Source organism: Pseudomonas hormoni (assembly GCF_018502625.1).
Taxonomy (GTDB): Bacteria; Pseudomonadota; Gammaproteobacteria; order Pseudomonadales; family Pseudomonadaceae; genus Aquipseudomonas; species Aquipseudomonas hormoni.
Genome location: NZ_CP075566.1, coordinates 1,508,251 through 1,531,904 on the forward strand (window position 1 = coordinate 1,508,251; position 23,654 = coordinate 1,531,904).

Here is a 23,654-nt window from a genome sequence, read left to right on the forward strand (position 1 = left end):
GTCAAATTTCATCGATGGGCACACGCATTTCTTCACGCTGGTTAGCGAACTCCAATTTCCGCGACACGTTTTGCGGTATCACGTATTCGTGTCGCGGCGGTGTGAGCAAAGGAAGGGCGCCACCCTGGCCAAGTCCGTGCAGGTGGTGAATCATCAGCGTGATCGCCTCGCCCTGTTCCTCGATGCCGCTCCAGGCCATCAGTTCAGCAAGTGCTTGGCGCGTGCCGGGCAAGCAATGAAATCGAATCTCCTTCGCGGCGCTCCTTCCTCTTCGCCGCAGCTTTCGCTGAGCGATCTGCATTGCTCTTGGCCATGGCCTGCCTCTTCAATTCCGTGGGCCGGTATATCCAGCCATGTCTGTCGCCGGCGCTGGCGCACCTGGTGGTTGATTCGTCTCATTGGGACGTCGGGAAGTCGAGCGAGTGCTCGGCAATAAGCTTGCGGCAAAGCGTTTCACTGATGCCGATATGCTTGCTGGCCTTGTAGCGCGTCATGCCGGCGGCTTTGCACTCCATAAGCCGGCCGGCCAACTCTCGCCTTTCCTCATCGCCGATGACACGGCCGCGCTTGCTCTTCGCTGTCTCAATGGTCCGGTAGCCATACGCCGGCTTCGGCACCTGCTCGACGCCAGGGCTGTCCTTGCCAATACCGGTAGGGATCAACTGAGCCTGACCGCCAGATGCAAAGAAGGCAGCTTTCGCCGCCTCCAGTCCACTTTGCCGTTTTGCGGCTTCTTCGATTGCTGGGTCCATATCAGGCACCGTTCAGGTGATGGTGTGGGGCAAAGGGGATGTCATCGTCGAAACTGTCGTAGTCCGGCCCGTTCGTACCCTGCTGATTTTGAGCTGGGCGAGCGGCCGCTTGCTGACGTGCTTGCTGAGGCCTGGCCTGCTGTGCCGGCGGGCTGGCAGCCTGCGGCGGGGAGCCGGCGAACTTGATCACGATGATCTTGCCTGTCAGCTTGTAGCCCTCACCGCCACCAGTCTTGGAGTAGGTTTCGATGTGGGCATCGTCCATGGTGAAATGGATCTGCTGGCCCTTGAGTAGATAGGGCGCCATGGCCTCGGCCTGCTTGCCCCAGAGCGTGGCATCGACCCACTGGGTTGGCCGCTTGCCCTCGACCTTGCGGCCGTACTCGCAGGCCAGCGCCAGGTTGATCACGGCGTCACCGCCTGGGGTGTAGCGCAGCTCAGCGTCACGGCCAATGCGGCCGACGTCGGTAAGTGTTGGCATGGGGATTCCTTAAGCTGCGATGCCGAGGACGCGGTTCATGCGCTCGTCGAGGATTTCGTAGAAGGTTTTGACGCGTTCACTCATCTTGCGAATCATCACCTCGTCGCGGTAGGCGCGTTTCACGAACAGCTTCATACCGGGCCAGTAGCTGACAAAGTCGATCCACTCACGATCCGACACCCACAAACCACCCTGGCACTGCGCGACGTGTTCCTTTGGAATCTCGCCGGATAGGATCACCTCAACCTGAAACTTCGGCAGTTTGGTTTTGATCTCGCAGAGCCCGTCGTCGCCGATAAGTGAATCAGGCGAGTAGCCGATTCCGTGATTCAAGATAATCCCGACCTGGTTGGTCGTGACATCAACCTGCGACTGGTACAGGCCGCGGGCCACGCCTTCGTACTCATGGCCGCGCTCGGTATGCCGGTTGCCTTGGAATGGATCGGCAGCCTCGCCGGTGATGCGTTCACCGATCAGCGTGTTCATGTAGGTGAATGCGCCGGCGCCGAAGCCAGCTTCGCCTTTGCCGTTGACCAGCAAGCTGTCCAGCTCCGAGCAGGTCACGATGCCCAGGCGCAGATCCAGCCATTCTTGGGTGCCTTGCTCCACGTTACTGATGATTTGCATCGTCTTTCCCCTCGGTGATTTTGGTGTTTTGGGCTGCCGACTTCGTGAGCATCGCCAGCACCTGGTCGAACACGGACTTTTCGACAGCGGTCGGTGTGCCGTGAATTCCTGCAAACGCTGACTTCGCTTTGTCGCTGCACTTTTCCAGCAGCATCGCGATTTGCGCGGCCTGAGCGGATGTGACTCGCGGCGTTACCTGTGCGGCCGGGCCGTTGCCGTCGTCGTCTTCGCCAGTGGTGGTGATGTTCAGCAGAAGGCCCGCGGTGTACCGCTTGCCGTAGCTGACGCTGGAGGCGACTGCCTGTACGCCGTTCTTGCTGCCTGAGGCATCGACCGGCAGAACGATTGATGTAACCTCGCGGTGTCCGGCGCGGTGGCTAAGTACACCTTCGACTTCGATGCCGCGCTCGTTGCGCGGGGTGCGGAATGTGATGGCAAAACCGTACTTCGCCATCACCGGCTTGATCATTTCGTTGACGTCTTCCCAAAGCGCGTAGGTGCTCTGGATGCGACCGCTCTTGTCCTTGATGCCGCCGCGCTCGCCGATCACCGGCATCTCTTCCTGCAACTGGGCCAGGGCATCGTCGTACTGCTGCTTAGCCTGCTGCGCCTGGAAGCGTTCGTGCATCGCCATCAGGCGTTCCATCTTGTCGATGTCGGCGCCTGGAGACATGGCCACCTGCTGAATGATCGACATAATCGTCGCGGATTCGGTTTGTAAGGTCGGCAAGTGCTCGACCTTATCTGTCACTGCAAGATTGCTCATGGCGACCTCAGTATTTGATGGAAATTGCAGGGATGAGGCCACTCGCTACCAGCTTCACAGCCAGGCGAGCACAGTCCTCGGTCATGCCGTGCTGCATGAACGCTTCTTTGGCGGCTTTGTAGATCGCGCCTTTGTGCGCCTTGTCAGCCTCGCGCAGTCTTTCTTGTCGCAGGATTTCGTCAGCTGCTGCGTCTGCTCGGGCTTTTTCATTCAGGCGGGCCTGCTCAACGGCTTGTTTCTGGCTTTCCACAGCCGCCAGGCGATCGCGTTCGGCCTTTTGATCGGCTTCGATCTTCTCGCGCTTGGCCTGCTCAGCTCGGCGTTCGGCGTCTGCCGTCTGTAGCTTCAGATCGTTTTCGCGTTGCTCGGCGGCTGCCTGCTCGTCTCGCACGCGCCGGGCCTCGGCATCACGCTCACGCTGAGCCCTTTCCTCGGCTTCCCGTGTGGCTCGCTCTGCAGCTTCGCGGGCAATGCGGTCCTCGTTGTCCTTCTTGTCACGCGCCTCTTTCTCTGCGCGCAGCCGGGCCAGTTCGAGCTGCTCGGCTTCGTATTGCTGGCGTGCGGTAAGAGCAGCGCGCAGAACTCCGAGAGCTTTATCCTTGGCACGGGCTGCCTCTGCTTCGAATTCTTCCCAGTCGTCGCCCAGGGCGATTGCTTCAAGCTGAACGAGTCGGTCGGCCAGGTCTTCCGCGGTGATGCCGTCCAAGTCCATCGACTGAAACCGGATCCGCTCGATTGCTGCGTTGTGCTTGTCGACTCGCGCATCCTCGACCGCCTGCCATTCGTTCAGTGGTCGCCGCACTTCTTCCTGCCAGGCTTCCAGCGTGTCCCGAACGCGCTTGCGTTCAGCGTCGATTTTCTTCGGGACTTCCTTCAGGTCGGCGACCAGCTTCTTGCCGACGTCATCCAGCGCTGTTTTGGAGCGAGCGACGGCGTAGGCCATTGAGGCGATTGCGTCACGACCCTTGCGGGTGCTGATGTCCGGAGTGAAGCCGTCGATCTTGCTGCGGATTACCTGGAGCCAAGGCTCAAGACCCTTATCAGTGCTGTAGACGGCGAGAGCAGTTTCTTGCGGCGGCACTACGGCCAGTTCGGTATTTGCGGACACGGGAATTCCTTGCCGCGATGCACGCAGCGCTTGAAGTAGTTGGTTATTGAGTGATCAGGCCGCCGATAGCAGGGGCCAGCAGGACGATGGAGAGGAACAGGAATCCGACTAAGGATGATGTCCACCGGATGGCGCGGCGCCGGTACCGCTGAGTAGTGGTCACCCCGATGACCCCATCATGTCGTCGCCGAAGCACTCGCCGTTGCAGACCTCGCTGTCGCACTCGCGGCATTGATCAACCGGTTGCAGATCGTAATGACAGTTTTCACCGCCGCAGTGAGGACACTTGGTGCCGGTCATATTGCCAAACGGCCCAACCCAATGGATGCCGAGTCTGTTGCACTTGCTGCAAACCATCGTCATGGCCGAACCCTCACCGCAATTCGTCCGCCCTTCATGGTGGCCGCCAATCGTTGCGGCAGGCTGGCCACAGCACGTTCGCGCGGCTGACCGATCACTTCGTTAAACGGAAGGCCGAAGCCGAGCATGATCAGCTTCGATTCAATCTCATCGAGCTGATCGTCGATCAGTGATTTAACTGGTGGAGTGGTCATGCCGCTCTTCCTTGCCGGCGCTCGTAAACACGGCGCAGACGTTCGATGTAGTGGGCTTCCTCTGTGGCGCTGATGACGCTCAGCGTGCGGAAGATCAGAAGAGCGGTATTGGCAGAAGCCTTGACCGCAACAGCGCTGCATTGCGGGTCGACCATGCTTTCGATGTAGCCATTGAGCATGCCGACAGCCAGATCGTGATTGGTGGTGCTCACGCTGCGCCTCCTGTTGGCGGGCAAATCATTTCCATCTGCGCCATTGCCAGGCCGATGCGGCGCTTCAGGCTTTTGCGCTCCTCAATTGCACGGGTCGCACGGTCAGCCAGCGCCTGAGTACGTATCTGCTCGGCAGCTTCGTAGTCGTGGAATTCGTCAGGCTGAGATTTCTTCTCTCGCCCCCAAGCGTCGTAGCGCCTGTCCCACTCTCGGGCCTGCGCACTATCTGCGTAGCTGGTTGCCATGGTGTCGCCTCCAAGAGCGGCGGTATTGAGTCAACAAAACTCGGCTGCACTCATCCGTTCCGCTGGTTGTCGTTGGGCGCGGAGGGGAGTGCATGCGGGTGGTGTCGGGGAAGGGTGGGTGCAGATGGCCGGGCGCGAATCCAGCGAGAGCGGACCCTTTCGGGACGACCGCTCGGAGGGGCAACCAGCATTATCTGGCGCCGTATTAACCTGCGTTTCTCCAGGGCCGCCGAAGCGTTCAACCCAGCTTTCAACGCCGCATCTGCGTACCGGTCACGTCTCCGGCGCCGAGTTCCACGGCCGTGCTCAGTTCGCCAGCGCTCGATAACATCCGATTCTGGGATTGATGCAGGTGGGCGGTTATAAGCCGCAGTTTCGTCCGCATCGGGTAAGCCTCTGATCGCTTTCTCTTGTCGCCCGGTTGCGGCTTCCGGTTGCCACACCGGTTATGTTTGCTCGGGCATACAGAGGACATTGCGCAGAGGCTTACCCGATGCGCTCTCAGAGAGAGGATCGGGTGGGTAAACCGGATTCGAAGTGACCACCCACTTCCTCAACCATCACCGGTATAGGGCAGTTAACGGCAGGCTGCCGTGGCGCTGGTTGTTCTGGGTGGTGCTGGGTGGTGCTGGCGTTACGCCGCTGCTAATCTCGGTGCCAGGTGAAGTCAGAGGCAGTAGCCATGGATCCGAAGAACCTTGCCGTATTGATGAAGCTGAAAAACGCTATGGAAATGGCGAGCCCATCTCCAGCCCGAACTCCGTACTTAGAGACCGAACCACCGCAATCGAAAACCGGATGGCTAGTCAAAAACTGTCGCTTCTGCAAAACAACCAAGTTCAGCTACAGAGCTGACTGGGTAAATCCTCCGATCATGTGCGAGGGCTGCCGAAATGAGCGAAAGACTCGCTACAAGCCCGGAGAGGGCGACACGCTCTATTCGAATACCAAGGTCTTCCATGGCGGCTCACCAGGTGGAGGCAGGCACAAATGACCACGAAGAATAATCCTGACGAGACACACCAGCAGCGACTTGAGCGACTCCGAATCAGCCTAGAGAAACTCAAAAAACGTTTTGAAGAGATGCCACCTGGTCGCGGCGCTGGCATGCCTGCAGAAATCAGGGCGCTTGAGACTCGAATCAAAAGGGAGGAAATGCATATCCTCTCTGGCTATTACGAGCACCAAGGTAGACCAGTTCGCGGCGGCTCACCCGGCTCTGGCCGCCGCAGTTAGTTAGCTTTCCGCAAAGCCCTTCTCAAGGCTTTCTGGAGAGCATCCTGCCCGCTGGTAACGGGCAGGTAATCTCTATTCCTTGCATAGGCCAACGGTCGCTTTCCCGTTAGTGTCTTTCGGTGTGCCTGGGGTCATGCCGCCATTAGCCATACACCTACTCACCACCACGCAGCCTCTCCAGCTACGCCCTCCGAATGAGGTCTCCTATGCCCAGCGCCGACATGAGGTCGAATCGCTGCGTACCGTTGCGCGGTACGTCCGCTGGCTATGCATCGGCCAGCTCGGCGTCCATCAAGTTGTTAAAGAGCGGCGGATCTCTCGATCCTTCGCTGCCGGTCCCGATGTGGGGACTGGGTTGCGATGGAGTGGACATTACCTGTAGGTAACTCATATCGTCAATACCCATAGGTAATCTTTTTTCCATTAAAAAACCCGCACGAAGGCGGGCTTTAATTTGGGCGGCTATTTTCTAGCGGCGATTCTCGTTTCGAGTTCTCATGCGGCCTTGTCGGACCACCACTCAATGGTTTTGTTGGCAAGCACGTCTGTTGAGCTTGCGGCAAGCACCTCAACTCCAGAGTTCCTGATGCGATCGATTTGCCTGCTTACGGCATCGCTTAGCTTCTGATACTCGATGGTGTCGAGGCCGCTTTCGTTATCTGGAATCAAAATGGACATAGCTGTTTTTCTGTCGCTGTTGCTCGACACGACCATCAGGTCTGAGTAGCCCTGGAGGATGTTATTGGATACGACCAAGGGGCTTTTGTACCAAGCGGATACGATACTTCCTGCCGCTGAAGCGCTGAGAAGTGGCGTGTCCACATCCATAAAGGCGCCATTTCTCATCTTCAGCCTATAGCGCTCATCCTTGATAATGGCCGAGGCGGTCATGTGCATTTTCTGCTTCATGATCTGAAAGATGTTTTCACGCAGTTTTGGCGTCGAGGTATAACGAAACCCAGTATTCCGAGCATTCCCTTTAGGCTTGGCCAGTGTGACCACGTCTTCGAAATACTCATTTACGATGGCTTCAGCAGAAGCCCCGGCAGCAAACAGTTTATTGCCCAGTCGAATGTTTGGATCGATTTCGTCGGGAAAATCGCCCTTCGTTTTGTATAAGTATTCTTCAATATCAAGGAGATAGTGGGCGAAATCGTTCTGATCAAATCTTCGATCGTAGAGACACTTCATACGGTCGAACGTGTCGAGCATTCTGACTTCGACCTTTGAGCCGCTTGAGAAGACGACGCCGACGTTGAGAAACTCACCAGCATCCTGATCTAAACATACGCTTATCGGCTGCCAGTGGCCCTGCACGGGCCTAGCTGATGCCCCCTCAGCTATCCGCTGACGCAGTAGTCCCGCGCTCACGCCAATAGCTCGACAAATTTGCTGTACTGGACGGGATCAAGGCGCCCCCCTAGGTAGTTGATAACCGTGTCCACGTCAGAGTCCTCCATCATCATCTCTTTAAGAGTGCTTCGGGCCGCAGAACTGCCATGACTGCGGAATGCAACAGAGAACGTATTGTAGGCTAGGGATCGAGCGCTTTTTATAGGCAACTGCTCGCTCCACCTAGGAGTATAGGTGTTCAACATCAGTTCAAAAGTGTTTTGACACCTGGAGTCCGTCGATCCAAGAGATCCTGGCTGCCAAGAGGGTAGCCGAAAGATTCTTCCTTGATCAATCAGCATCATTTTGCCTTTCGCCGCCGCAAGCAGATTTCCGAGGTGCCGATCTGAATTGAGCAGCCACTCGTCAAACGAAACGAGAGCTGGAGCGTCAGGGTGCTTGGACAGCTTCTCCGCGATCCTGCGAATGCGCTTCGACTGGAAGTCGTTTGCAGGATCCCCTATTAGGCGCTCAACCAGGTTCGGATAGATCATGTCCTGGCTGAACCAAGCCAGGAATGAGTCTTGCGCATGGCCGTGGGTGACTTCGTCCAGCTTGGATAGAACGCTATCTGGAATCATGCCGCGCTCTAGCACGATCACGCCGGCATTGTCTGGCATGCTCATGCCGCATGCCTTTCCTAGAACGTGGCCCAACGCTTCACTTGTGATTTCACGGTTGAGGAAATGCGAGCCGTCGGCATTCCTGTAATAGTCCGGCATCGGCTTCACATAGCACCGAATTGACTCGTCGTTTACAGAAATTTTTGCTCTAAAGATTGGATTTAGACCGACATTTTTTGGCGCACTGATCTGTCCACCAAAAAAACTACTGTTCAGTACCGGAATCATTAATTTTCAACCTGTCCCTAAGTCGTGAATTGCTATTTCCGGAAGCAGCTGGAGTGCTGCCTGCAATTTTTGCAGCGATGCGCTCCAGCAGCACCATGTCCTCTTCCGTCAGTCGTCCGGATTCCGCGGCTGCGACGATTTTTGCAAGCGCAGACTGAGATCTCGGAGAGGCAACTAGATCCAGCGCCTTGGCCTTAGCCACCACCGCCCTATCGCCAGATTTTTTCAATGGTACGTCCATCGAGTAACGATCCAGCCCGAGAACCGTTTCGATATGTCGCGCGAAATCTTCGCCGATTTTCTTTCGATTTTCGGGTGCGATAGTCAGCGACAGACAGCGAGCGATATAGCTGGGACTTTTGCCGAGCTCATCCGCAATGCGCGCCTTTGTTCCGCCAAATCTGTCGTTCATCAGCGTCTGAAGATTGGCTCTTCGAATTTCTGAAATATCCATTTGCGGATCATCGCCACCTGTTACCGAAAGGTAAATTCCCCGTGGGTATTGATTTGTGATTACCTGAGGGTAATAATCGAGCTTCTTAAAGGAGGCCCGAAATGCGGACCAAAAACCCTTACCTGCTGAGCTGGCTGAAAACGGCGACAGATATTGAGGTGGCTGCGACCGGGACAAGTCGTGCGTATCTGCGACTCATCGCCTACGGACATAAGACGGCGTCCGCCGAAATCGCAGCTCGAACAGAGCTGGCAACCAGGGGCGCTGTAACCCGAAAGGCTCTGCGCCCAGAAGACTGGAGCCGAATCTGGCCGGAGCTTTCTGCCGCCTAATTCTCACTTACAAAAAAGACCGAAAGCGGAAGTGAACCCCATGGCCTACGGAAAAAAAGAACACCGCCACGCACGCCAAGTGAAGGTTTTGCTGAATGACGAAGAGTTCATCCGGCTACGGGAATACGCGCACAGCGTCGGCACACAACACAGCGCTCTCAGCCGAGTGATTCTCAAAGCTGTGATCGAAGTCATCGAGCAAACGGGTGAGCTGCCCGAATGGATCGAAATAAAACGGGCCTAGCCAATCCCGCTCACCAGAGGACGGGCAATGAATTTTCTAGAACCGGCAGTACTGCTGGACCAGCAACAGATGGACGTACTTGAGCGAGTGGCGAACAACGCAGGCATCACAGGCGAAGAGCTCGTCAGGCAAACACTCAAGCGAGTTCTTGACTCCCTTGAGCAAGCCGAGAAGGCGAATCGCTCGCCGCCAAGCAACGTGTTTCGGCTCCCTTTGAAGCGGTAATACGGGTCCTTTATTGAGGACTGCAAGGCGGTTTGATTGGTGACACCACCGGTCCTTAATTCGGGACTGGAAGCAGAAAGGGTCATGGGTTCATCCCTGATCAGTAGTAGCGATTTGGCATGAACCCAGAATACGAACGAGAGAGCCTTATGAATACGTCCAGTTCAAGACACAGCGTTCAAACCCGTGACCAGGTGCTGGTCGCTCATGCAGCGAACCAGATCGCTCGAACCAGCTTGAGCCAGGACGACTTCGCCCAGGCGCTGAGCCGCGAGCTGCACTTGGCTTGCCCGGAAAAGGCCATCTCCAAAGAGGTGCCTGACTTCGCCGCGCTCACCGGGCAAAACGACGTCGGTGAATTCGTGAAAGCAACCGGCCGCTGGCTGAAGCGTGTTCAGCGCTGGCTCTCCGGCGATCAAGACATGCCGTCCTGGCTTGAAGAGTCGTGGGTCAACGCGCTTGAACCTGAGTTCCGCGATCACTGCATCAATGAATTGGCCGGCCGCCACGGACTGATCGGCGCCCGCCAGATGACCAGCGACCAATGTGCAAACAGGAGCTTCGGCGCTCTGATTCGCGCCCTTGGCGACGTGATCGACACCGGCAGCGAAGTGTTCGACGACCAGGTGATGTGCGAAGTCGACTTGCCTCACCTTCCGGCATTCGTTGCGCAGTGCCGTCAGGTTGAAGCTCGGGCAGGGGAGTTGGGGCGGAAGGCTGAAGCCCTGCTTGTGAAGCACCGTCCGAATTTGAAATCCATCGCCTGAATTCCAGGCACAAAAAAGCCGGGATTGCGCCCCGGCTGATTCATTACCACTTCATGAGGTCGATTATGCAGAGCCAACTCCATTCAAGCAATACCTCTCCCAATGTCGCGACACGTTTTGTTAACTCCGAAAACGTGTCGCGTACCGAAATCGTCAGCCTTATAGATGGCGAGGCTGTCACCACGACTCTGGCAATCGCTGCCGGCTGCAGCGTCGATCACGCAAGCGTTATCAAACTTGTTCGCGCGTATCAGGCGGATCTGGAAGAGTTCGGCTTGCTCGGATTTGAAATCCAGCCAAGACCAGCCGGCCAGCACGGCGGCGCAGATACTGAATTCGCCGTCCTTAACGAGCAGCAGTCGACGCTCATCCTCACCTACATGCGCAACAGTTCGATTGTTCGTGAGTTTAAAAAACGCCTAGTCAAAGACTTCTGGCGCCTGGTTCACGCCAAGCCAACCTTCGACTACGCCGCCGCCCTCAACGATCCTCGTACCTTACTGGCCCTGCTCACTGACAACGTGAAGAAGGTCGTCGCACTGGAAGCTGACAACACGGAGCTTTCCCAGGAAAACCTAATGCTCGAGCAGAAGGTCGCCGCCGATGCGCCGAAGGCAGCGTTCTTCGACGCAGTGACTGTCACTCATGAAACCTACTCGGTTGCCGAGGCCGCGAAGCTGATCGGCACCGGCCAGAACCGCCTGATGGCATTCCTGCGTCAGCGCCGCTGGGTGACCCTCCGCAAAAACGAACCGATGCAAGGCCCGATTGAATCCGGCTACCTCACCGCTAAGCTCAGCACCTTCGAGCATCCCGAGAACGGCAAGACCACCGTGTCGACTCCAAGAGTCACCGGCAAAGGATTGACCAAGCTGCAGGCCCTGTGGGCGCGCCGTGACGCCGATCTGCTCGGAGATGCCGCATGAGCCGACTCACCGTAGTAATCGAGGGCGCGACAGTGCCAATCCATCTTGGTATGGCTTTGGCAGGAGGACGCCTTACCAGCGCCTCGTTGGGCGACCACTCCGAAATGCTCGAAACAGCCAAGAGCCTTTTGAGAGCGCTCTTCTATTACAACCAGATGCCCGAAGCAGAGCGACTTGTTATTGAGCGCAATGCCCGCGACCTCATTGAAAAAGTGGAGGCCGCGTAATGGCCCGTGCACGCAACCTCAAACCCGCCCTGTTCAAAAATGAACTGCTCGGCGTGGCAGATCCAATGCTCACCCTCCTGTTCGAAGGCCTGTGGCTTCTCGCTGATCGGGAAGGGCGCCTGGAAGATCGTCCGCTTCGCATCAAGGGCGAACTGTTTCCGTACCGCGACGGGCTCGATATGGACGACATGCTCAACTGGCTTGCGGAAACCGGCTTCATCTTTCGCTACACCGTGGGTGAAAAGCGCTACATCGAAATCGACAACTTCGTGAAACATCAGAACCCGCACCGCAACGAACCCGAGTCGTTTATCCCTTCAGTATCAAATGGATGTATCACTTCGGAATTTGGCAGAAGTCCTACCGATAAAATCGTAAGCGCTCCGGCTGACTCCCTCTCTACTGACTCCCTTAACCTGACTGCTGATCCCCTCACACCACCGACACCTGCGGCATCGGCGACCGAGGATCTGTTCCCGAAGTTCTGGAAGCTGTACCCGAACAAGAAGGGCAAGGCGAACGCGGAGAAGGCTTGGAAGAAACTCAAGGTCACTGACGAACTGTTCACTCTGATCGCCAGCGGCTTGGCCAAGCAAGTCGTCTGCCCTGACTGGACCAAGGACGGCGGCCAGTACATCCCGCACCCTGCAACCTGGCTCAACGGCAAGCGCTGGGAAGACGAGGTCAAGGTCGCCAGCAACGTCCACCAGTTCCCCCAATCCCGTCACACCGGCTTCGCTGAACGCGACTACACCGCCGGCCTGACCCAACGGGAGGACGGCAGCTATGCGATCTGAAAAAGTAATCGCCATGCCTAGCGCCTTGCCAGCTCCGCAAAAGACCACCGGGGTTTGCGAAGAACACGGCCAGTTTTCGCAAACCGTGAACGTGATCTTCGGCAAAGTCTTCAAGACTGGTTGCCCGGAGTGCATGCGCATCGCGAAGGAAGAAGAGGCTGAGCGGGCCAAGATTCACGAACGCTACGAGCTCTCCGTCAAACTCGGTTCGGCGCTGATTCCAAAGCGCTTCGCCGACAAGACGCTCAATGGCTACATCGCTGAGTCGCCCGAGCAGAAAGAGGCGCTGCGGATCTGCCGGAAGTACGTGGACAAATTCCCGGAAATCTCCGAGTCGGGCCGATGCCTGCTGATGCTGGGCAAGCCTGGAACTGGCAAAACTCACCTGGCCGTCGCAATCGCCAATGAGCTGATGCGCAAGACCGCCGCTACTGTCGTGTACCGCACGATCGGCTCAATCCTGCACGACATCAGGTCCACGTACGGCGGCGGCACCGAACGCACTGAGGGAATGATCCTTTCCGGGCTGATCGCACCGTCTCTGCTGGTTTTGGACGAGATCGGTGTGAGCAAGGAATCCCCGAGCGACTTCGAGCTGACGACGTTGTTCACGATCATCAACGGCCGTTACGAGCAAATGCGCCCCACGGTGATCATCTCAAACCTCGACGGTAAATCGCTGCCTTCGGCCATGGGCGAGCGTTGCGTGGACCGGCTTCGAGAGGGCGGAGTGATCGTCATTCCGTTCGAGTGGGAATCTCAGCGCGGCAAGGAGGGTTTTTAGATGATCCCTAAATCAGCAATGACACTGTTTTGCACCTTTGCCGGTTTCGCCATCGGCGTGTTCTGCGTCTTGATCACATTTGCGGTGACGTCATGACGGACAAGATCAGCGTCAACTGCCAGGCCAAGCTCACCGAAGCCATCACTTGCCTCAGTGCGATGTTCCGCGAGAAGAAGTTCGTGGTGGTGTCGCTGCGACCGGGCAAGGACCGCACGCTCGATCAGAACGCTCTTTGGTTTGCGATGTACAAGCGTATTTCCGAGATGACCCAGATCGGCGACGCAGCGGACGCCCGGCGCTACTGCAAACTGCATTTCGGCGTACAGATCCTGCTCAACGAAGATTCGGGATTCCAAGCGGCGTGGTACCGGGTCATGCGTCACCTGCCGTACGAGGAGAAGCTGGCTCTGATGGGTGAGCACAAATTGTTCGGGCCCGACGGCTTCCCGGTGACCAGTCTGTTCAATCGTGCCCAGGGCATCGCTTACACCGACCGCATCGCCGCGTACTTCACCGGCCAGGGCGTTGTGTTCACGGATCTGCTGAGCAAGGAGGCTGCATGAGTGAAGGACTTGGAATAACCACCGAAACGACTGTGTTTTTGTCCGTCGACAAGCTGGTCAAGGAAATGGATGCGGAAGACATCGGAAGCTTTTGCAGTGCGGTCGCGCTTCGGCTGGATGGCGAGTATGCGAATAGAGCAGATGCGGCCAGTGAGTTCGCAGGCGGTCTGTCTGAGTTTGGTTGCCGCTTCCTTGCCGAGGTGGTGGCGAACTTCTACATGCGTCAGAAGCGGGAGGACCGCTGATGCTCGCCGCCAAACAACCCAAGCCGAAGAAGTGCAAGAACCCGGCCTGCGTGGTCTCATTCACCCCGCAGCGCCTTGGGCAAGCGGTCTGCAACTACACCTGCGGCCTGGCCATCAAGGACGTGAATCAGGAGAAGGCGCGCAAGTCGTTGGCTCAGATCGGGCGCAAAGAAATCAAGGTCCGCAGGGAGAAACTGAAGAGCAGGGCGGATCACCTGAAAGACACGCAACAGGCGTTCAATGCCTGGGTGCGAGAGCGTGATGCCGCACAGCCCTGCATCAGCTGCGGGCGACACCACCAAGGCAAGTACGACGCCGGCCACTACCGGACTGTTGGGAGTAACCCTGCGCTTCGCTTCGAGCCGCTGAATTGCCACCGCCAGTGCTCACCATGCAACACCCGGCTGTCCGGAAACATCGTGAACTACCGCATCGAACTGGTGAGGCGGATCGGCGCTGAGGCGGTCGAGTGGCTGGAGGGTCCGCATGAGCCGAAGAAGTACACGATCGAAGAGCTGAAGGCGATGACCGCCGAATACCGGGCAAAGACAAGAGACTTGAAAAAGGGGCAGGCCGCATGAAACTGATCAACGCAAGGCAGGTATGGACTGAAGCTCAGCACGAATCGAACGCGGCAATCAGTGCTGTAGCCATCGACAAGGCTCAATCGGCGCCAATCAAGAAGGGCGCCCGCATGCGACGACATGAGGCAGTATTCGCTGCCTTGGGCGATGACAAGGAAGAGCGCATTCAGATCGTGCGCCAGAAGATCAGTATCAGTGAGTCACGCGGCGCACCAATTGGTCGATCCACCGCCCGGGCCGCGCACCTGGCCACCATCGGCAAGGTACTGCGTGCAATCGACACACTTCCTTTCCAGGTACAGCAGTTCGGTCACTTCCTCTACCACCCGATGATGACCATGCAGCACGTCATGAATGCGGTGTTGTTGGTCGCCTCGAAAGCCGAGCTGCCTGATCTGACCTCGGCAAAGCGCGTGAAGGCGCACTACCTGGTGACTCTGGCGCTTCAATCGTACAAGGCTCAGGTAAGCGGGGCGGCGGAGTGGGGGCCGGCACGTGTCGCCGCCGAGATGGAAAGCTTCTTCGGAGTGACGATCGATCCGAAGAATTGGACTCGTGACTGGCTCGACCTCTGGGAGTCCCTGAAATCTGTCATTGCTGAAGTGGATATTCAGGCACAGCAGCCGGTATGGCAGGTCATTCACGCGGAAAAAGAAGAAGAGGCAGCATAAACATATTGACATGACGGGGATTTGTGCGTACTTTTCCCATAGTGCGCAATTCACGCAACACGCACACAAATATCTGAACCCGGCCATCGCGCCGGGTTTTTTGTTAGCATCCTGCCTTTCAATCTGGCTAGGAGGCTTGAATGGCCATTTATACCGTCAGCGAAGTAAAAAGCGGCATTGAAGGTGAACCTGGTAGTTGGCGGGTGCATGTTTTTGGAAAGCCGATTGATCCACCTTTTCTCACAAAAGACTTGGCCGCCTCGTATATGAAATTTTTGATCGAAAAGAATCGACAAGAAAAGGCGATTAAGCATGGCGGTGAAGATGGGCAGGGTGGCACGCATCCATAGAAAGACAGTCTTTTCAAAGGTCGCTTAGGCGGCCTTTTTTAATGCCCGAAATTCACCGCAGCCAGGGCGGCCTCACGGAAGGCCTGGACACTGATAAGCCGGCAAGTGGAGTGACACGAGAAAACACCTGCAGCCCGCGCACCCTGGCGGTACATGCTCCCGGGTGGCGCGAGACTGGACTGCGAGATCGATGCAAATGGGCGTCGACGCAGAGAAGGTCTTCGGCAGACAGCTGGGGAAAGACCCTCACGCTTATTTCTAGCCTCAGCATCTGCTGGGGCTTTTTCGTTTTCGGCTCCACCACACCCATCGCTCTGAGCTAGGAGTGCTGTTGGAGCTGATTCAAATCCGCAGGCAATCGCCTGCCAACAGATCACCGCTCCCTGACGGGGAGGAACTGAGATGCCCAACATGCCAGACAAACCAGACACCTGGGCGATAGCGCTTGCGTGGTTGAGCCAGCATTCGCCGATCCTCTTCGCCGCTGGACTGTCCTGTGCCATGGCTGTGCTTCGAATCACATACGGTGGTGGCACTCGACGTCAGATGCTGGTGGAAGGGGCGATCTGCGGTGGCTTGACCCTGACCATCATCAGCGGGCTGGATTTCTTCGGTCTGCCTCAGAGCATGGCCACCTTTGCCGGTGGCTGGGTTGGCTTCCTGGGCGTGGAGAAGATTCGCAACATCGCTGACCGGGTGACTGACTTCAAGTTGCCAAGCCGCAAGCCTGAGTAATCCGCGACACGCTTCGCGAATTATCAAATCGTGTCGCGACGCGCCTTGGCTATCAGCCCTCTTATGGGTTCGCGCTGTAGCAAGAGCGGAGTGAGCTCTGGTAGTCCTTCATCATTTCTTGAAGAACCCCAATGTTTTGTGAAGGCGCTCCACTCGAGGCGACCTCAATTGTAATCTTGAGATCATCGACCTTGTCTCTGATTGGGTTGCATCGATCGTTCTGTAGTCGTTGCAAGCTTGCTCGAGTGGATTGAAGTTGTGATTGCTGGTTCTCGTAGGCTTGTCGCCATTCCTTGAGGTTCTGCAGTAGCTCTTTGTTCGTCTCCCGGTATTCCTGGTTTCTCTCTGCTAGTGAAGACAGAGCGGTTTCCTGTTGTCCGTACTTCACCCCTACGGTTGCCGCAGAGCCGAGACCCGTGCAGAGAGCAGAAATCAATCCGACGGTAATCCAGCTTGGCCTAGTGTTATGGGGAGGGCTTTCGTCGCTCATCAATCTTTCCTGATGCAAATGAATCGAGCGCGGAGTTTATCCAACGATGACGAATTATTCAGGTTGCGCCGCCTTGCCCTGTTCCGCTTGGGTGAGCAGAAGCTGATCGATGTGCTGCTCAACGGCAGAGAGGGGTGGGTGTGCCGCTGGTTGGCGTGGCTGGATGCCTTTTTCGAATGCTTGGCATGTGTCAAATATCAACCAGAATCACAAGTATGCATTGGTTTTTTACCTGTCTATTGTCAAATCAGGTTTTTATGGTAGTGTGGTGGTGTTCGAAATGAACACGACCCCGTTGGATGCCCTCCATCCAACACACTCACTTAAATCGGTATTGACTATGAACAGTCTCAGAAAGCAGCTCTCTGCAAGCTCAACCGCACAAGCCCTTGTTGTGAACGCCATGATGTATGGCGAGGAGAAGGGGCGCGATATAAATCGGTTTCGTTTCAGCATGCATGGCATGAAGATGGTGTCCGGCCGCTCGCTTCCATCAGCCCAGTTCTTCGAGGATCTGCGCAGCGTCTTTGCTGAAATGGGGTGGTCGATGATCAATATGCCGGACGGCGATTTTGCTTTCATTCAGTCGGCGAAAATTGAAGTATGGCCTCGGGTTGGCTATGGGCGGCTTACAGAGGCGCTTTCGACAAGCGATCCTGAGGTTGCAATCGAAATGTTGTTTGTAAAACATCTTCCCGACTTTGAAAGCGAGTTGAGCCTCTAACTAGCTCGCTCGATGTAAAAAGACCGCCATGTTGGCGGTTTTTTTTTGAACGGTTTTACTGGGGACCCCTATGGCTAGGCCAATGCCTCCAGCATCCATGCTCGATTGCTCTGAGTTTTCCGACTTTGGAATCCGCCTGACGCCTGCCACCGAGGTCTGGGAATGGCTCCAAAACCAGATCCTCGCCGACACTGGCAGCATTCACAACGAAGATCATGCCCATCTACTGGATGCAGACATCCAGGTCATGTGGGCATCGTCAGCATTCACCAAGAAGGGTCGTACGGTAGTTGGCCAGGCCGAACAGGTAGCGTTCCGCGCAGGTGGCTGGCAGAAAGCCCGAATGGAACAGCAGATGTTCGATTGGTTCGGCGAGGTGCCGGCTTACATCATCACCCTGGCTGCCGATTACTGCGCCCAGTGCTCCGACGCTGACTTCTGCGCGCTGGTCGAGCATGAGCTCTACCACATTGCCCATGCCACCGATAAGTACGGTCAGCCAGCCTTCACCAAAGACGGCGCACCGAAGCTTGAGATGCGCGGACACGACGTTGAAGAGTTCGTCGGTGTGGTCCGCCGCTATGGTGCGAGCCATGACGTTCAGGCTCTGGTGGATGCTGCAAACAGTCCTGCCGAGGTAGGGAAGCTGAATATATCGAGGGCCTGCGGAACCTGTCTGCTCAAGTCGGCCTGAACCCATGACAGGTTTTGACGGATGACAACCCTATGGCAGTGTTACGAAGCGAGGTCAAAGCCTTCATTGTTCAGGCTCTGGCCTGCTTTGATACGCCATCTCAGGTGGTCGAATCGGTCAAGAAGGAATTCGGGATCGAGATGAGTCGCCAGCAGTGCGAGTCTCATGACCCCACGAAGTTTGCAGGACAGGGGCTTGGCTCGAAGTGGGTGGAACTGTTTCACGCTGCCCGCAAGCGCTTTCGCGAAGAAACTGTCGACATCCCGATCGCCAACCGAGCGTATCGGCTCCGCGCACTTGGCCGCATGGCTGAGAAGGCCGAGAACATGAAGAACATGGCGTTGACTGCCCAGCTGCTGGAGCAGGCCGCCAAGGAAGTCGGTGACATCTACGTCAACCGGCACCGCAAAGATGAGCCGGACGATGAGCCGGCAATCCCCACCCGCATTCAAGTAGACGTGGTGGATGCGAGGAAGCCGAATGCCGAGCCTTAACGTTCCTCAGGCTCACTTCCTCACGCTGCCACACAAGTTCCGCGCATTCGTCGCAGGGTTCGGCTCAGGAAAGACCTGGGTGGGATGCTCGGCGCTCAGCAAGCACTTCATGGAGTGGCCCGGCGTCAACGCTGGTTACTTCGCACCGACGTACCCGCAGATCCGGGACATCTTCTATCCAACCATGGACGAGGTGGCTTATGACTGGGGGCTGAAGACCAAGATCAACCAAGCGAACCATGAGGTTCACATTTACAGCGGCCGGCAGTATCGCGGCACTGTGATTTGCCGGTCGATGGAGAAGCCGCAAACCATTGTTGGTTTCAAGATCGGTCACGCCCTGGTGGATGAGCTGGACGTGCTGACGTCGATCAAGGCGCAGCAGGCCTGGCGCAAGATCATTGCCCGGATGCGTTACAACCTGCCAGGGCTGAAAAACGGCGTCGACGTGACCACGACGCCGGAAGGCTTCAAGTTTGTCTTCCTGCAGTTCGTGAAGCAGCTCCGCGACAAGCCAAAGCTGAATGAGATGTACGGCCTGGTGCAGGCAAGCACGTTCGACAACGAACTGAACCTGCCTGACGACTACATCCTGTCGCTCATGGAGTCGTATCCGCCCCAGCTGATCCTCGCTTACCTCAACGGCCAGTTCGTCAACCTGACGTCTGGATCGATCTACCACGCGTACGACCGCAAGCTGAATCAGTGCTTCGACACTGTGCAGCCGGGCGAGCCGCTGTTCATCGGCATGGACTTTAACGTCGGCAAGATGGCGGCGGTGACGCACGTCAAACGTGAGCAGGGCCTGCCGCGCGCGGTTGATGAATTGATGGATGGTTACGACACGCCGGACATGATCCGCCGTATCAAGGAGCGCTACTGGGAACACAACGGCAACGACTACACGAAAACCTGTGCAATCCGGATTTACCCGGATGCCTCCGGTAATTCGCGCAAGTCGGTCAATGCCAGCGAAACCGACCTCGCCTTGCTCAAGCAGGCAGGCTTCGAAGTCATCGCGCCGGCTGCCAACCCGCCAGTCAAGGACCGGATCAACGCCATGAACGCCATGTTCTGCAATGCACAGGGTGAGCGGCGATACCTGGTCAATCCGTTCACTTGCCCGACTTACGCCGACGGCCTTGAGCAGCAGATCTGGGCGCCCAACGGTGAACCGGACAAGAGCCAGGGCAACGACCACGCCAACGATGGCGGCGGTTACTTCATTCATCGCGAGTACCCGATCATTAAACCGGTCACCTCAATGAAAATGGGAGTCGCCCGATGACGGACGTCACTTTTACTCGGGACGATTACAAGGCGGCGCAGTACCGCTGGAAATTGGTCCGCGACGTCTGCAAGGGCTCGGAAACCATCAAAGCGGCCGGCGACAAGTACCTTCCCCGACCGAATGCCTCGGACACCAGCGATGACAACAAGGATCGCTACGACGCGTACAAAAAACGCGCTGTGTTCTACAACGCCACGGGCCGCACGAAACACAGCTTGGTTGGCGCGGTGTTCCGCACTTGGCCAACGCTGACCGTCCCCGGCGCACTCGGCTACGTGTCGAAGGATATCGACGGGCAGGGCGTAAGCGTTTACCAGCAGTCGCAGTCGGTGATCGGGCATCTGCTCGAAGTCGGGCGTCATGGTCTGCTGGTGGATTACGCAGCTGTCGAGGCAGGCACCGTAAGCAAGGCAGACGAACTGTCCGGCCGCGCCCGGGCGAGCGTCGCCAGTTACCCGGCCGAGTCCATCATTAACTGGAAGACTCGCCAAGTTGGTGGCCAGCATCTGTTGAGCCTGGTGGTGCTGCGCGAAACGGTCGACGTCGACACTGACGACGGCTTCGGTAGCGAGCAGGTTGTTCAATACCGAGTGCTGCGCCTGGATGACGCCGGCGTCTACACGCAGGAAGTGTGGGAAGAGGGGTCAAGCCAGACAGCGATGATCGTTGCGCCCTTCACACCATTGAATGGCCTCGGCCAACCATGGCGTGTGATCCCGTTCCAGTTTCTAGGCAGCGAGAATAACGACACCAGCATTGATGACTCTCCGCTGTACGACATGGCCGAAATCAACATCGGCCATTACCGCAACAGCGCGGATTACGAGGAGGCCGCCTACCTGGTGGGCCAGCCTCAGCCATGGATGTCTGGGCTGGACGAGCAATGGCGCGACCATCTGGAAAAAGCCGGGATATTCCTGGGGTCGAGGGCACCGTGGCTGCTTCCGGTCAATGGCGCGTGCGGCGTGTGGCAGGCTCAGCCCAACACGGTCGCTAAAGAGGCCATGGACAGCAAGAAAGAGGACATGGTGTCGCTCGGCGCCCGGTTGATCGAGCGGGGGAGCGCGGTGAAGACCGCGACCCAAGCCGACAACGACAGCGCCGCCGAACACAGCGTGTTGTCGCTGGTGGTGAGCAACGTCAGCGAGGCCTACAGCCAGTGCTTGGTCTGGATGGCTGAGTTCGTGAATGCCACCGGCGAAACCCTCTACAAACTCAACCAGGACTTCAGCCAGATCACCCTGGACGCGACGATCCTCACCGGTTTGTTCAATGCAGTGCAGGGCGGCAAGTTGCCGTCGTCTGACTTCTGGCAGTACCTGCGTGATCGCGGGGTGATTGATCCCGAGAAGACCGACGATCAGATCCGCGACGAACTGGAAACTGAGAACCCCGGGCCTGATCTGGATGACGAAGAGGTAATCCCGAATGGCGGCAAACCAAGCGATCCTTGACGCCACGATTCGACACGCCGTCTTCCTCGAGCAACTGAAGTCGGGGGAGGTCGCCAAGTTCGGGCCATTCCTCAAGGAGATCGACCGCTCGATCCGTGAGCGGCTGACCCGAGCCGACCTGACGGATTACACCATCGCGCGTCTGGAGAGGCTGCTGAGCGAGGTTGATAGCCTGTTGCTGGGCATCTTCGACCGATACAGTGAAAAGCTGAACCTCGACCTGATCGACATCGCCAACTACGAGGCTGAGTTTGAAGCGACCAGCCTGACCCGGGCGGCACCGGTGGGAGTCTCGTTTGACGCCGCGGTGCCTGGTGCTGCTGCAATCAGGGCGGCCATTCTCACGAACCCGCTCAGCGTGCGCGGTGCGGACGGCGGGAAACTGCTCAAGTCGTTCATTGATGGCTTCACCACTACCGAGCGACAACGCCTCACAGGCGCGATCCGGCAGGGCTTCTTCGAAGGCCAGACGAACTTTCAGATCATCAAGAAGATCCGCGGGACTAAGGCGCTCCAGTACAACGACGGCATCCTGGCCACGACCAACCGCAATGCCAGCGCCGTGGTGCGAACTGCGGTGCAGCACGTCGCCACCCAGGCGCGCATGGAGACTCTAAAAGAGAACGCCGATGTTGTGCAGGCGGTGGAGTGGGTCAGCACGCTGGACACGAAGACCACCAGCCAGTGCCGGACGCTCGACAAGCAGCGCTTCAAGCTCACCGAGGGGCCGCGGCCGCCGATCCACATCAACTGCCGTTCGACAATCGTCGCGGTGACCCGCTTCAGCGCGTTGTTCGCCAAGGATGCCACGCGCGCATCCATCGGCGACGGTGGCGCCCAGCAGGTGAGGGCAGACCTGAGCTATTACGACTGGCTCAAGCAGCAACCGGCGGCGTTTCAGGACAAGGCCATCGGCCCGGTCCGCGCGAAGTTATTTCGCGAGGGTGGCCTGACGATCGAACGATTCTCCGAGCTGCAGCTTGATCGTAACTTTTCACCGCTAACGCTTGTGCAAATGAAAGCGCTTGAGCCTTTGGCATTTGCAAAGGCGGGCCTCAGATGAAGAGGCCCGCTATCGTGTTTAACCAACAACTTCCAATGCATTCACAGGGCGGCTAAAGATGCCTTCGTAACGCTGCTTGCAGCGGCGGAATTTCCCGGTCGCGACCAGTGCGTCAACAACCTCATTGGTCGCTTGCATGGTGTTTTTGTAGCGAAGATCTCCGAGAAATTCACGACGAATGATCGGGTCAAGCGTCATCAATTGATTGTCCGGAAATTTATCCAAGGTCTGAGCACGTTGGTTTACTGCAAGGTGTTGGATTTCATGTTTACGGAGGTAATCGAGCAGTTCTGGCACGCTCAGATATGCGTTAGGGCCGCCATATGGAAGTTTGATCATGGTTTGTTCCTCATTAAGTAGGGGGTTCAACCTACTTGGTGACTCTGACGCGCTGCCTCCTGCAATTAGTGCGCGGTAGTCGTCGATTGGAAGCACCGCAAATACTGCCTCGCCGCTTTCACCATGAATGAACTGAACTGAACTCATAATTTCTGATTCCTCTCCGTTGGTGTGTGCAATGTAATTACAATGTAGATGCTCGTCAAGCTTTTTCACATCGCAGGCCGGGCCTGCGCCAACGTCTCTGGGAGACAACCAATGCTGAAATTCCAACTGGACAGCCTGGACGGTGTCGATGAATCCGTGCGCGCTCTTTACACCGAGAAGGACGGCAAGTTCGTACTCGGCATTGAAGGTCTGCCCCAACACGAAGATGTATCCGGACTGAAAGCCAAGGTCGATGAGCTGCTCGGCGAAAAGAAACTGGCCGAGAAGAAAGCCCGGGAGGCTGAAGAGTTGGCCCGCACTGAGCGCGAAGAGGCTGCCCGCAAATCCGGCAACGTCGAAGAGCTCGAAAAGTCCTGGTCCGAAAAATACAACCGCCGCGAAGCTGAGCTGAACGGCACGCTGGAGCAGGAGCGGAACACGCTGAGCACTCAGATCCGGGATCTGACTGTTGGCCGCACCGCTACTGATATCGCGTCTGCCCTGGCAATCCCAGGCAGCGCAAAAGCCCTGTTGCCGCACATCGAGCGCCGTTTGAGCGTCGAGCAGCGCGACGGGAAGCCTGTTGTGGTCGTGCTCGACCAGCAGGGCAAGCTCTCGGCGGCAACACTGGATGAGCTGAAAGCAGAATTCGCAAATGACACGGCGTTCGCGCCGTTGATCGCGGGTAGTAAGGCATCGGGCGGCGGGGCCGGCGGTGCAGGTGGTGGGGGCGGGGCCCCGAAAGGAAAAATCGGCGGTAACAAAGAGGAACGCACGGCCGCTATCGCAAGCCGGTTCCCAGATCTCCCTCAATCGTAAGGAAATAACTC

At 57.2% G+C, this 23,654-nt stretch carries 36 protein-coding genes; 22 read left to right on the plus strand and 14 right to left on the minus strand.

Annotation, left to right across the window (positions count from 1 at the left end):
* Position 1 precedes the first annotated feature (1 nt).
* From KJF94_RS07045 to KJF94_RS07085, 9 genes are all read right to left on the minus strand, one after another.
* On the minus strand, positions 2 to 301 hold the full coding sequence (locus KJF94_RS07045; protein WP_250548229.1) for a hypothetical protein: 300 nt from the start codon (positions 299 to 301) through the stop codon (positions 2 to 4).
* A gap of 94 nt (positions 302 to 395) precedes the next feature.
* Entirely contained in the window at positions 396 to 752 is a 357-nt protein-coding gene (locus KJF94_RS07050; RefSeq protein ID WP_214382171.1) for a hypothetical protein, read from the minus strand.
* A gap of 1 nt (position 753) precedes the next feature.
* Positions 754 to 1,233 (minus strand): single-stranded DNA-binding protein, encoded by a 480-nt coding sequence (locus tag KJF94_RS07055; protein ID WP_214382172.1) that lies wholly within the window; start codon positions 1,231 to 1,233, stop codon positions 754 to 756.
* A 9-nt stretch (positions 1,234 to 1,242) separates the two neighbouring features.
* On the minus strand, positions 1,243 to 1,860 hold the full coding sequence (locus KJF94_RS07060; RefSeq protein ID WP_214382173.1) for a lambda exonuclease family protein: 618 nt from the start codon (positions 1,858 to 1,860) through the stop codon (positions 1,243 to 1,245).
* Entirely contained in the window at positions 1,844 to 2,626 is a 783-nt protein-coding gene (locus tag KJF94_RS07065; RefSeq protein ID WP_214384760.1) for an ERF family protein, read from the minus strand. Before KJF94_RS07065 ends, KJF94_RS07060 begins: the two co-directional genes overlap by 17 nt.
* Before the next feature lie 7 nt (positions 2,627 to 2,633).
* Positions 2,634 to 3,569 carry a coiled-coil domain-containing protein gene (locus KJF94_RS07070; RefSeq protein ID WP_348772791.1) on the minus strand — a complete coding sequence of 312 codons (936 nt, stop codon included), beginning with the start codon at positions 3,567 to 3,569 and terminating at the stop codon, positions 2,634 to 2,636.
* Positions 3,570 to 4,093: 524 nt separating this feature from the next.
* Positions 4,094 to 4,288: a hypothetical protein gene (locus tag KJF94_RS07075; protein ID WP_214382175.1), complete on the minus strand. Its 195-nt coding sequence runs from the start codon at positions 4,286 to 4,288 to the stop codon at positions 4,094 to 4,096.
* Positions 4,285 to 4,500, minus strand: a complete 216-nt coding sequence (locus KJF94_RS07080) for a hypothetical protein (RefSeq protein WP_214382176.1) — start codon at positions 4,498 to 4,500, stop codon at positions 4,285 to 4,287. The genes KJF94_RS07075 and KJF94_RS07080 overlap by 4 nt, the downstream gene beginning before the upstream one ends.
* On the minus strand, positions 4,497 to 4,745 hold the full coding sequence (locus KJF94_RS07085) for a hypothetical protein (protein WP_214382177.1): 249 nt from the start codon (positions 4,743 to 4,745) through the stop codon (positions 4,497 to 4,499). The genes KJF94_RS07080 and KJF94_RS07085 overlap by 4 nt, the downstream gene beginning before the upstream one ends.
* A 537-nt stretch (positions 4,746 to 5,282) precedes the next feature.
* Here KJF94_RS07085 and KJF94_RS07090 point away from each other — a divergent pair.
* Positions 5,283 to 5,600 (plus strand): hypothetical protein, encoded by a 318-nt coding sequence (locus KJF94_RS07090; protein ID WP_214382178.1) that lies wholly within the window; start codon positions 5,283 to 5,285, stop codon positions 5,598 to 5,600.
* An 876-nt stretch (positions 5,601 to 6,476) separates the two neighbouring features.
* Here KJF94_RS07090 and KJF94_RS07095 read toward each other — a convergent pair.
* From KJF94_RS07095 to KJF94_RS07105, 3 genes are read right to left on the minus strand one after another with little or no spacing between them, the layout of a single operon-like run.
* Positions 6,477 to 7,352: a hypothetical protein gene (locus KJF94_RS07095; protein ID WP_214382179.1), complete on the minus strand. Its 876-nt coding sequence runs from the start codon at positions 7,350 to 7,352 to the stop codon at positions 6,477 to 6,479.
* Positions 7,349 to 8,224 carry a hypothetical protein gene (locus KJF94_RS07100; RefSeq protein WP_214382180.1) on the minus strand — a complete coding sequence of 292 codons (876 nt, stop codon included), beginning with the start codon at positions 8,222 to 8,224 and terminating at the stop codon, positions 7,349 to 7,351. The genes KJF94_RS07095 and KJF94_RS07100 overlap by 4 nt, the downstream gene beginning before the upstream one ends.
* Positions 8,202 to 8,678, minus strand: coding sequence for a hypothetical protein (locus KJF94_RS07105; RefSeq protein WP_214382181.1), 477 nt, complete (start codon positions 8,676 to 8,678; stop codon positions 8,202 to 8,204). The genes KJF94_RS07100 and KJF94_RS07105 overlap by 23 nt, the downstream gene beginning before the upstream one ends.
* A gap of 101 nt (positions 8,679 to 8,779) precedes the next feature.
* On the opposite strand from KJF94_RS07105, the gene KJF94_RS07110 reads away from it, so the two are divergent.
* From KJF94_RS07110 to KJF94_RS07175, 14 genes are all read left to right on the plus strand, one after another.
* Positions 8,780 to 9,010: a helix-turn-helix domain-containing protein gene (locus KJF94_RS07110; protein WP_214382182.1), complete on the plus strand. Its 231-nt coding sequence runs from the start codon at positions 8,780 to 8,782 to the stop codon at positions 9,008 to 9,010.
* A gap of 40 nt (positions 9,011 to 9,050) precedes the next feature.
* Positions 9,051 to 9,254: a hypothetical protein gene (locus tag KJF94_RS07115; RefSeq protein ID WP_214382183.1), complete on the plus strand. Its 204-nt coding sequence runs from the start codon at positions 9,051 to 9,053 to the stop codon at positions 9,252 to 9,254.
* Between the two features lie 27 nt (positions 9,255 to 9,281).
* The gene (locus KJF94_RS07120) at positions 9,282 to 9,479 is read left to right on the plus strand and encodes a hypothetical protein (RefSeq protein WP_214382185.1); all 198 of its coding nucleotides are present in this window, start codon (positions 9,282 to 9,284) and stop codon (positions 9,477 to 9,479) included.
* Positions 9,480 to 9,628: 149 nt separating this feature from the next.
* Positions 9,629 to 10,246, plus strand: a complete 618-nt coding sequence (locus KJF94_RS07125; protein ID WP_214382187.1) for a DUF8585 domain-containing protein — start codon at positions 9,629 to 9,631, stop codon at positions 10,244 to 10,246.
* 65 nt (positions 10,247 to 10,311) lie between these two features.
* Positions 10,312 to 11,172 (plus strand): phage antirepressor KilAC domain-containing protein, encoded by an 861-nt coding sequence (locus tag KJF94_RS07130; protein ID WP_214382189.1) that lies wholly within the window; start codon positions 10,312 to 10,314, stop codon positions 11,170 to 11,172.
* Positions 11,169 to 11,399, plus strand: coding sequence for a hypothetical protein (locus KJF94_RS07135; protein WP_214382191.1), 231 nt, complete (start codon positions 11,169 to 11,171; stop codon positions 11,397 to 11,399). The genes KJF94_RS07130 and KJF94_RS07135 overlap by 4 nt, the downstream gene beginning before the upstream one ends.
* Positions 11,399 to 12,196, plus strand: a complete 798-nt coding sequence (locus KJF94_RS07140) for a phage replication protein (protein ID WP_214382193.1) — start codon at positions 11,399 to 11,401, stop codon at positions 12,194 to 12,196. Before KJF94_RS07135 ends, KJF94_RS07140 begins: the two co-directional genes overlap by 1 nt.
* The gene (locus tag KJF94_RS07145; RefSeq protein WP_214382195.1) at positions 12,186 to 12,980 is read left to right on the plus strand and encodes an ATP-binding protein; all 795 of its coding nucleotides are present in this window, start codon (positions 12,186 to 12,188) and stop codon (positions 12,978 to 12,980) included. The genes KJF94_RS07140 and KJF94_RS07145 overlap by 11 nt, the downstream gene beginning before the upstream one ends.
* A gap of 92 nt (positions 12,981 to 13,072) precedes the next feature.
* Positions 13,073 to 13,543: a NinB/YbcN family protein gene (locus KJF94_RS07150; protein WP_214382197.1), complete on the plus strand. Its 471-nt coding sequence runs from the start codon at positions 13,073 to 13,075 to the stop codon at positions 13,541 to 13,543.
* Positions 13,540 to 13,788 (plus strand): hypothetical protein, encoded by a 249-nt coding sequence (locus KJF94_RS07155; RefSeq protein ID WP_214382199.1) that lies wholly within the window; start codon positions 13,540 to 13,542, stop codon positions 13,786 to 13,788. The genes KJF94_RS07150 and KJF94_RS07155 overlap by 4 nt, the downstream gene beginning before the upstream one ends.
* Positions 13,788 to 14,369, plus strand: a complete 582-nt coding sequence (locus KJF94_RS07160) for a recombination protein NinG (RefSeq protein ID WP_214382201.1) — start codon at positions 13,788 to 13,790, stop codon at positions 14,367 to 14,369. Before KJF94_RS07155 ends, KJF94_RS07160 begins: the two co-directional genes overlap by 1 nt.
* Positions 14,366 to 15,043, plus strand: coding sequence for a bacteriophage antitermination protein Q (locus KJF94_RS07165; RefSeq protein WP_214382203.1), 678 nt, complete (start codon positions 14,366 to 14,368; stop codon positions 15,041 to 15,043). Before KJF94_RS07160 ends, KJF94_RS07165 begins: the two co-directional genes overlap by 4 nt.
* Positions 15,044 to 15,183: 140 nt before the next feature.
* On the plus strand, positions 15,184 to 15,393 hold the full coding sequence (locus KJF94_RS07170; RefSeq protein WP_214382205.1) for a hypothetical protein: 210 nt from the start codon (positions 15,184 to 15,186) through the stop codon (positions 15,391 to 15,393).
* Between the two features lie 402 nt (positions 15,394 to 15,795).
* Positions 15,796 to 16,128 carry a phage holin, lambda family gene (locus KJF94_RS07175; protein ID WP_214382207.1) on the plus strand — a complete coding sequence of 111 codons (333 nt, stop codon included), beginning with the start codon at positions 15,796 to 15,798 and terminating at the stop codon, positions 16,126 to 16,128.
* 61 nt (positions 16,129 to 16,189) lie between these two features.
* On the opposite strand, the gene KJF94_RS07180 is transcribed toward KJF94_RS07175, so the two are convergent.
* The gene (locus tag KJF94_RS07180; protein ID WP_214382209.1) at positions 16,190 to 16,618 is read right to left on the minus strand and encodes a hypothetical protein; all 429 of its coding nucleotides are present in this window, start codon (positions 16,616 to 16,618) and stop codon (positions 16,190 to 16,192) included.
* Between the two features lie 163 nt (positions 16,619 to 16,781).
* Between KJF94_RS07180 and KJF94_RS07185 the strand changes: the two genes are divergently transcribed.
* The 6 genes from KJF94_RS07185 to KJF94_RS07210 all read left to right on the plus strand — a co-directional run bounded on the left by KJF94_RS07185 (position 16,782) and on the right by KJF94_RS07210 (position 22,338).
* Complete coding sequence (locus tag KJF94_RS07185) at positions 16,782 to 17,342, plus strand: hypothetical protein (RefSeq protein WP_214382211.1); 561 nt, start codon at positions 16,782 to 16,784, stop codon at positions 17,340 to 17,342.
* Positions 17,343 to 17,412: 70 nt separating this feature from the next.
* Entirely contained in the window at positions 17,413 to 18,036 is a 624-nt protein-coding gene (locus KJF94_RS07190) for a putative metallopeptidase (RefSeq protein ID WP_214382213.1), read from the plus strand.
* Between the two features lie 32 nt (positions 18,037 to 18,068).
* Positions 18,069 to 18,530 (plus strand): DUF2280 domain-containing protein, encoded by a 462-nt coding sequence (locus KJF94_RS07195; RefSeq protein WP_214382215.1) that lies wholly within the window; start codon positions 18,069 to 18,071, stop codon positions 18,528 to 18,530.
* Complete coding sequence (locus KJF94_RS07200) at positions 18,517 to 19,818, plus strand: terminase large subunit domain-containing protein (RefSeq protein ID WP_214382217.1); 1,302 nt, start codon at positions 18,517 to 18,519, stop codon at positions 19,816 to 19,818. The genes KJF94_RS07195 and KJF94_RS07200 overlap by 14 nt, the downstream gene beginning before the upstream one ends.
* Positions 19,815 to 21,275, plus strand: a complete 1,461-nt coding sequence (locus KJF94_RS07205) for a DUF4055 domain-containing protein (protein ID WP_214382218.1) — start codon at positions 19,815 to 19,817, stop codon at positions 21,273 to 21,275. The genes KJF94_RS07200 and KJF94_RS07205 overlap by 4 nt, the downstream gene beginning before the upstream one ends.
* Positions 21,250 to 22,338 carry a minor capsid protein gene (locus KJF94_RS07210; RefSeq protein ID WP_214382220.1) on the plus strand — a complete coding sequence of 363 codons (1,089 nt, stop codon included), beginning with the start codon at positions 21,250 to 21,252 and terminating at the stop codon, positions 22,336 to 22,338. The genes KJF94_RS07205 and KJF94_RS07210 overlap by 26 nt, the downstream gene beginning before the upstream one ends.
* Positions 22,339 to 22,356: 18 nt before the next feature.
* Here the strand turns inward: KJF94_RS07210 and KJF94_RS07215 are convergent, their stop codons facing one another.
* Positions 22,357 to 22,824, minus strand: coding sequence for a hypothetical protein (locus KJF94_RS07215; RefSeq protein WP_214382222.1), 468 nt, complete (start codon positions 22,822 to 22,824; stop codon positions 22,357 to 22,359).
* A 111-nt stretch (positions 22,825 to 22,935) separates the two neighbouring features.
* Here KJF94_RS07215 and KJF94_RS07220 point away from each other — a divergent pair, with 111 nt between their 5' ends.
* The gene (locus KJF94_RS07220; protein ID WP_214382224.1) at positions 22,936 to 23,643 is read left to right on the plus strand and encodes a hypothetical protein; all 708 of its coding nucleotides are present in this window, start codon (positions 22,936 to 22,938) and stop codon (positions 23,641 to 23,643) included.
* Positions 23,644 to 23,654: the final 11 nt, after the last annotated feature.

What these genes read in the sequence shown, in the direction of transcription:
- KJF94_RS07045 (WP_250548229.1), bottom strand. Translation starts at nt 301, where the DNA reads ATGCAGATCGCTCAGCGAAAGCTGCGGCGAAGAGGAAGGAGCGCCGCG.
- KJF94_RS07050 (WP_214382171.1), bottom strand. Translation starts at nt 752, where the DNA reads ATGGACCCAGCAATCGAAGAAGCCGCAAAACGGCAAAGTGGACTGGAG.
- KJF94_RS07055 (WP_214382172.1), bottom strand. Translation starts at nt 1,233, where the DNA reads ATGCCAACACTTACCGACGTCGGCCGCATTGGCCGTGACGCTGAGCTG.
- KJF94_RS07060 (WP_214382173.1), bottom strand. Translation starts at nt 1,860, where the DNA reads ATGCAAATCATCAGTAACGTGGAGCAAGGCACCCAAGAATGGCTGGAT.
- KJF94_RS07065 (WP_214384760.1), bottom strand. Translation starts at nt 2,626, where the DNA reads ATGAGCAATCTTGCAGTGACAGATAAGGTCGAGCACTTGCCGACCTTA.
- KJF94_RS07070 (WP_348772791.1), bottom strand. Translation starts at nt 3,569, where the DNA reads ATGGCCTACGCCGTCGCTCGCTCCAAAACAGCGCTGGATGACGTCGGC.
- KJF94_RS07075 (WP_214382175.1), bottom strand. Translation starts at nt 4,288, where the DNA reads ATGACCACTCCACCAGTTAAATCACTGATCGACGATCAGCTCGATGAG.
- KJF94_RS07085 (WP_214382177.1), bottom strand. Translation starts at nt 4,745, where the DNA reads ATGGCAACCAGCTACGCAGATAGTGCGCAGGCCCGAGAGTGGGACAGG.
- KJF94_RS07100 (WP_214382180.1), bottom strand. Translation starts at nt 8,224, where the DNA reads ATGATTCCGGTACTGAACAGTAGTTTTTTTGGTGGACAGATCAGTGCG.
- KJF94_RS07105 (WP_214382181.1), bottom strand. Translation starts at nt 8,678, where the DNA reads ATGGATATTTCAGAAATTCGAAGAGCCAATCTTCAGACGCTGATGAAC.
- KJF94_RS07110 (WP_214382182.1), top strand. Translation starts at nt 8,780, where the DNA reads ATGCGGACCAAAAACCCTTACCTGCTGAGCTGGCTGAAAACGGCGACA.
- KJF94_RS07115 (WP_214382183.1), top strand. Translation starts at nt 9,051, where the DNA reads ATGGCCTACGGAAAAAAAGAACACCGCCACGCACGCCAAGTGAAGGTT.
- KJF94_RS07120 (WP_214382185.1), top strand. Translation starts at nt 9,282, where the DNA reads ATGAATTTTCTAGAACCGGCAGTACTGCTGGACCAGCAACAGATGGAC.
- KJF94_RS07125 (WP_214382187.1), top strand. Translation starts at nt 9,629, where the DNA reads ATGAATACGTCCAGTTCAAGACACAGCGTTCAAACCCGTGACCAGGTG.
- KJF94_RS07130 (WP_214382189.1), top strand. Translation starts at nt 10,312, where the DNA reads ATGCAGAGCCAACTCCATTCAAGCAATACCTCTCCCAATGTCGCGACA.
- KJF94_RS07135 (WP_214382191.1), top strand. Translation starts at nt 11,169, where the DNA reads ATGAGCCGACTCACCGTAGTAATCGAGGGCGCGACAGTGCCAATCCAT.
- KJF94_RS07140 (WP_214382193.1), top strand. Translation starts at nt 11,399, where the DNA reads ATGGCCCGTGCACGCAACCTCAAACCCGCCCTGTTCAAAAATGAACTG.
- KJF94_RS07145 (WP_214382195.1), top strand. Translation starts at nt 12,186, where the DNA reads ATGCGATCTGAAAAAGTAATCGCCATGCCTAGCGCCTTGCCAGCTCCG.
- KJF94_RS07150 (WP_214382197.1), top strand. Translation starts at nt 13,073, where the DNA reads ATGACGGACAAGATCAGCGTCAACTGCCAGGCCAAGCTCACCGAAGCC.
- KJF94_RS07155 (WP_214382199.1), top strand. Translation starts at nt 13,540, where the DNA reads ATGAGTGAAGGACTTGGAATAACCACCGAAACGACTGTGTTTTTGTCC.
- KJF94_RS07160 (WP_214382201.1), top strand. Translation starts at nt 13,788, where the DNA reads ATGCTCGCCGCCAAACAACCCAAGCCGAAGAAGTGCAAGAACCCGGCC.
- KJF94_RS07165 (WP_214382203.1), top strand. Translation starts at nt 14,366, where the DNA reads ATGAAACTGATCAACGCAAGGCAGGTATGGACTGAAGCTCAGCACGAA.
- KJF94_RS07170 (WP_214382205.1), top strand. Translation starts at nt 15,184, where the DNA reads ATGGCCATTTATACCGTCAGCGAAGTAAAAAGCGGCATTGAAGGTGAA.
- KJF94_RS07175 (WP_214382207.1), top strand. Translation starts at nt 15,796, where the DNA reads ATGCCCAACATGCCAGACAAACCAGACACCTGGGCGATAGCGCTTGCG.
- KJF94_RS07180 (WP_214382209.1), bottom strand. Translation starts at nt 16,618, where the DNA reads ATGAGCGACGAAAGCCCTCCCCATAACACTAGGCCAAGCTGGATTACC.
- KJF94_RS07185 (WP_214382211.1), top strand. Translation starts at nt 16,782, where the DNA reads ATGCCTTTTTCGAATGCTTGGCATGTGTCAAATATCAACCAGAATCAC.
- KJF94_RS07190 (WP_214382213.1), top strand. Translation starts at nt 17,413, where the DNA reads ATGGCTAGGCCAATGCCTCCAGCATCCATGCTCGATTGCTCTGAGTTT.
- KJF94_RS07195 (WP_214382215.1), top strand. Translation starts at nt 18,069, where the DNA reads ATGGCAGTGTTACGAAGCGAGGTCAAAGCCTTCATTGTTCAGGCTCTG.
- KJF94_RS07200 (WP_214382217.1), top strand. Translation starts at nt 18,517, where the DNA reads ATGCCGAGCCTTAACGTTCCTCAGGCTCACTTCCTCACGCTGCCACAC.
- KJF94_RS07205 (WP_214382218.1), top strand. Translation starts at nt 19,815, where the DNA reads ATGACGGACGTCACTTTTACTCGGGACGATTACAAGGCGGCGCAGTAC.
- KJF94_RS07210 (WP_214382220.1), top strand. Translation starts at nt 21,250, where the DNA reads ATGGCGGCAAACCAAGCGATCCTTGACGCCACGATTCGACACGCCGTC.
- KJF94_RS07215 (WP_214382222.1), bottom strand. Translation starts at nt 22,824, where the DNA reads ATGAGTTCAGTTCAGTTCATTCATGGTGAAAGCGGCGAGGCAGTATTT.
- KJF94_RS07220 (WP_214382224.1), top strand. Translation starts at nt 22,936, where the DNA reads ATGCTGAAATTCCAACTGGACAGCCTGGACGGTGTCGATGAATCCGTG.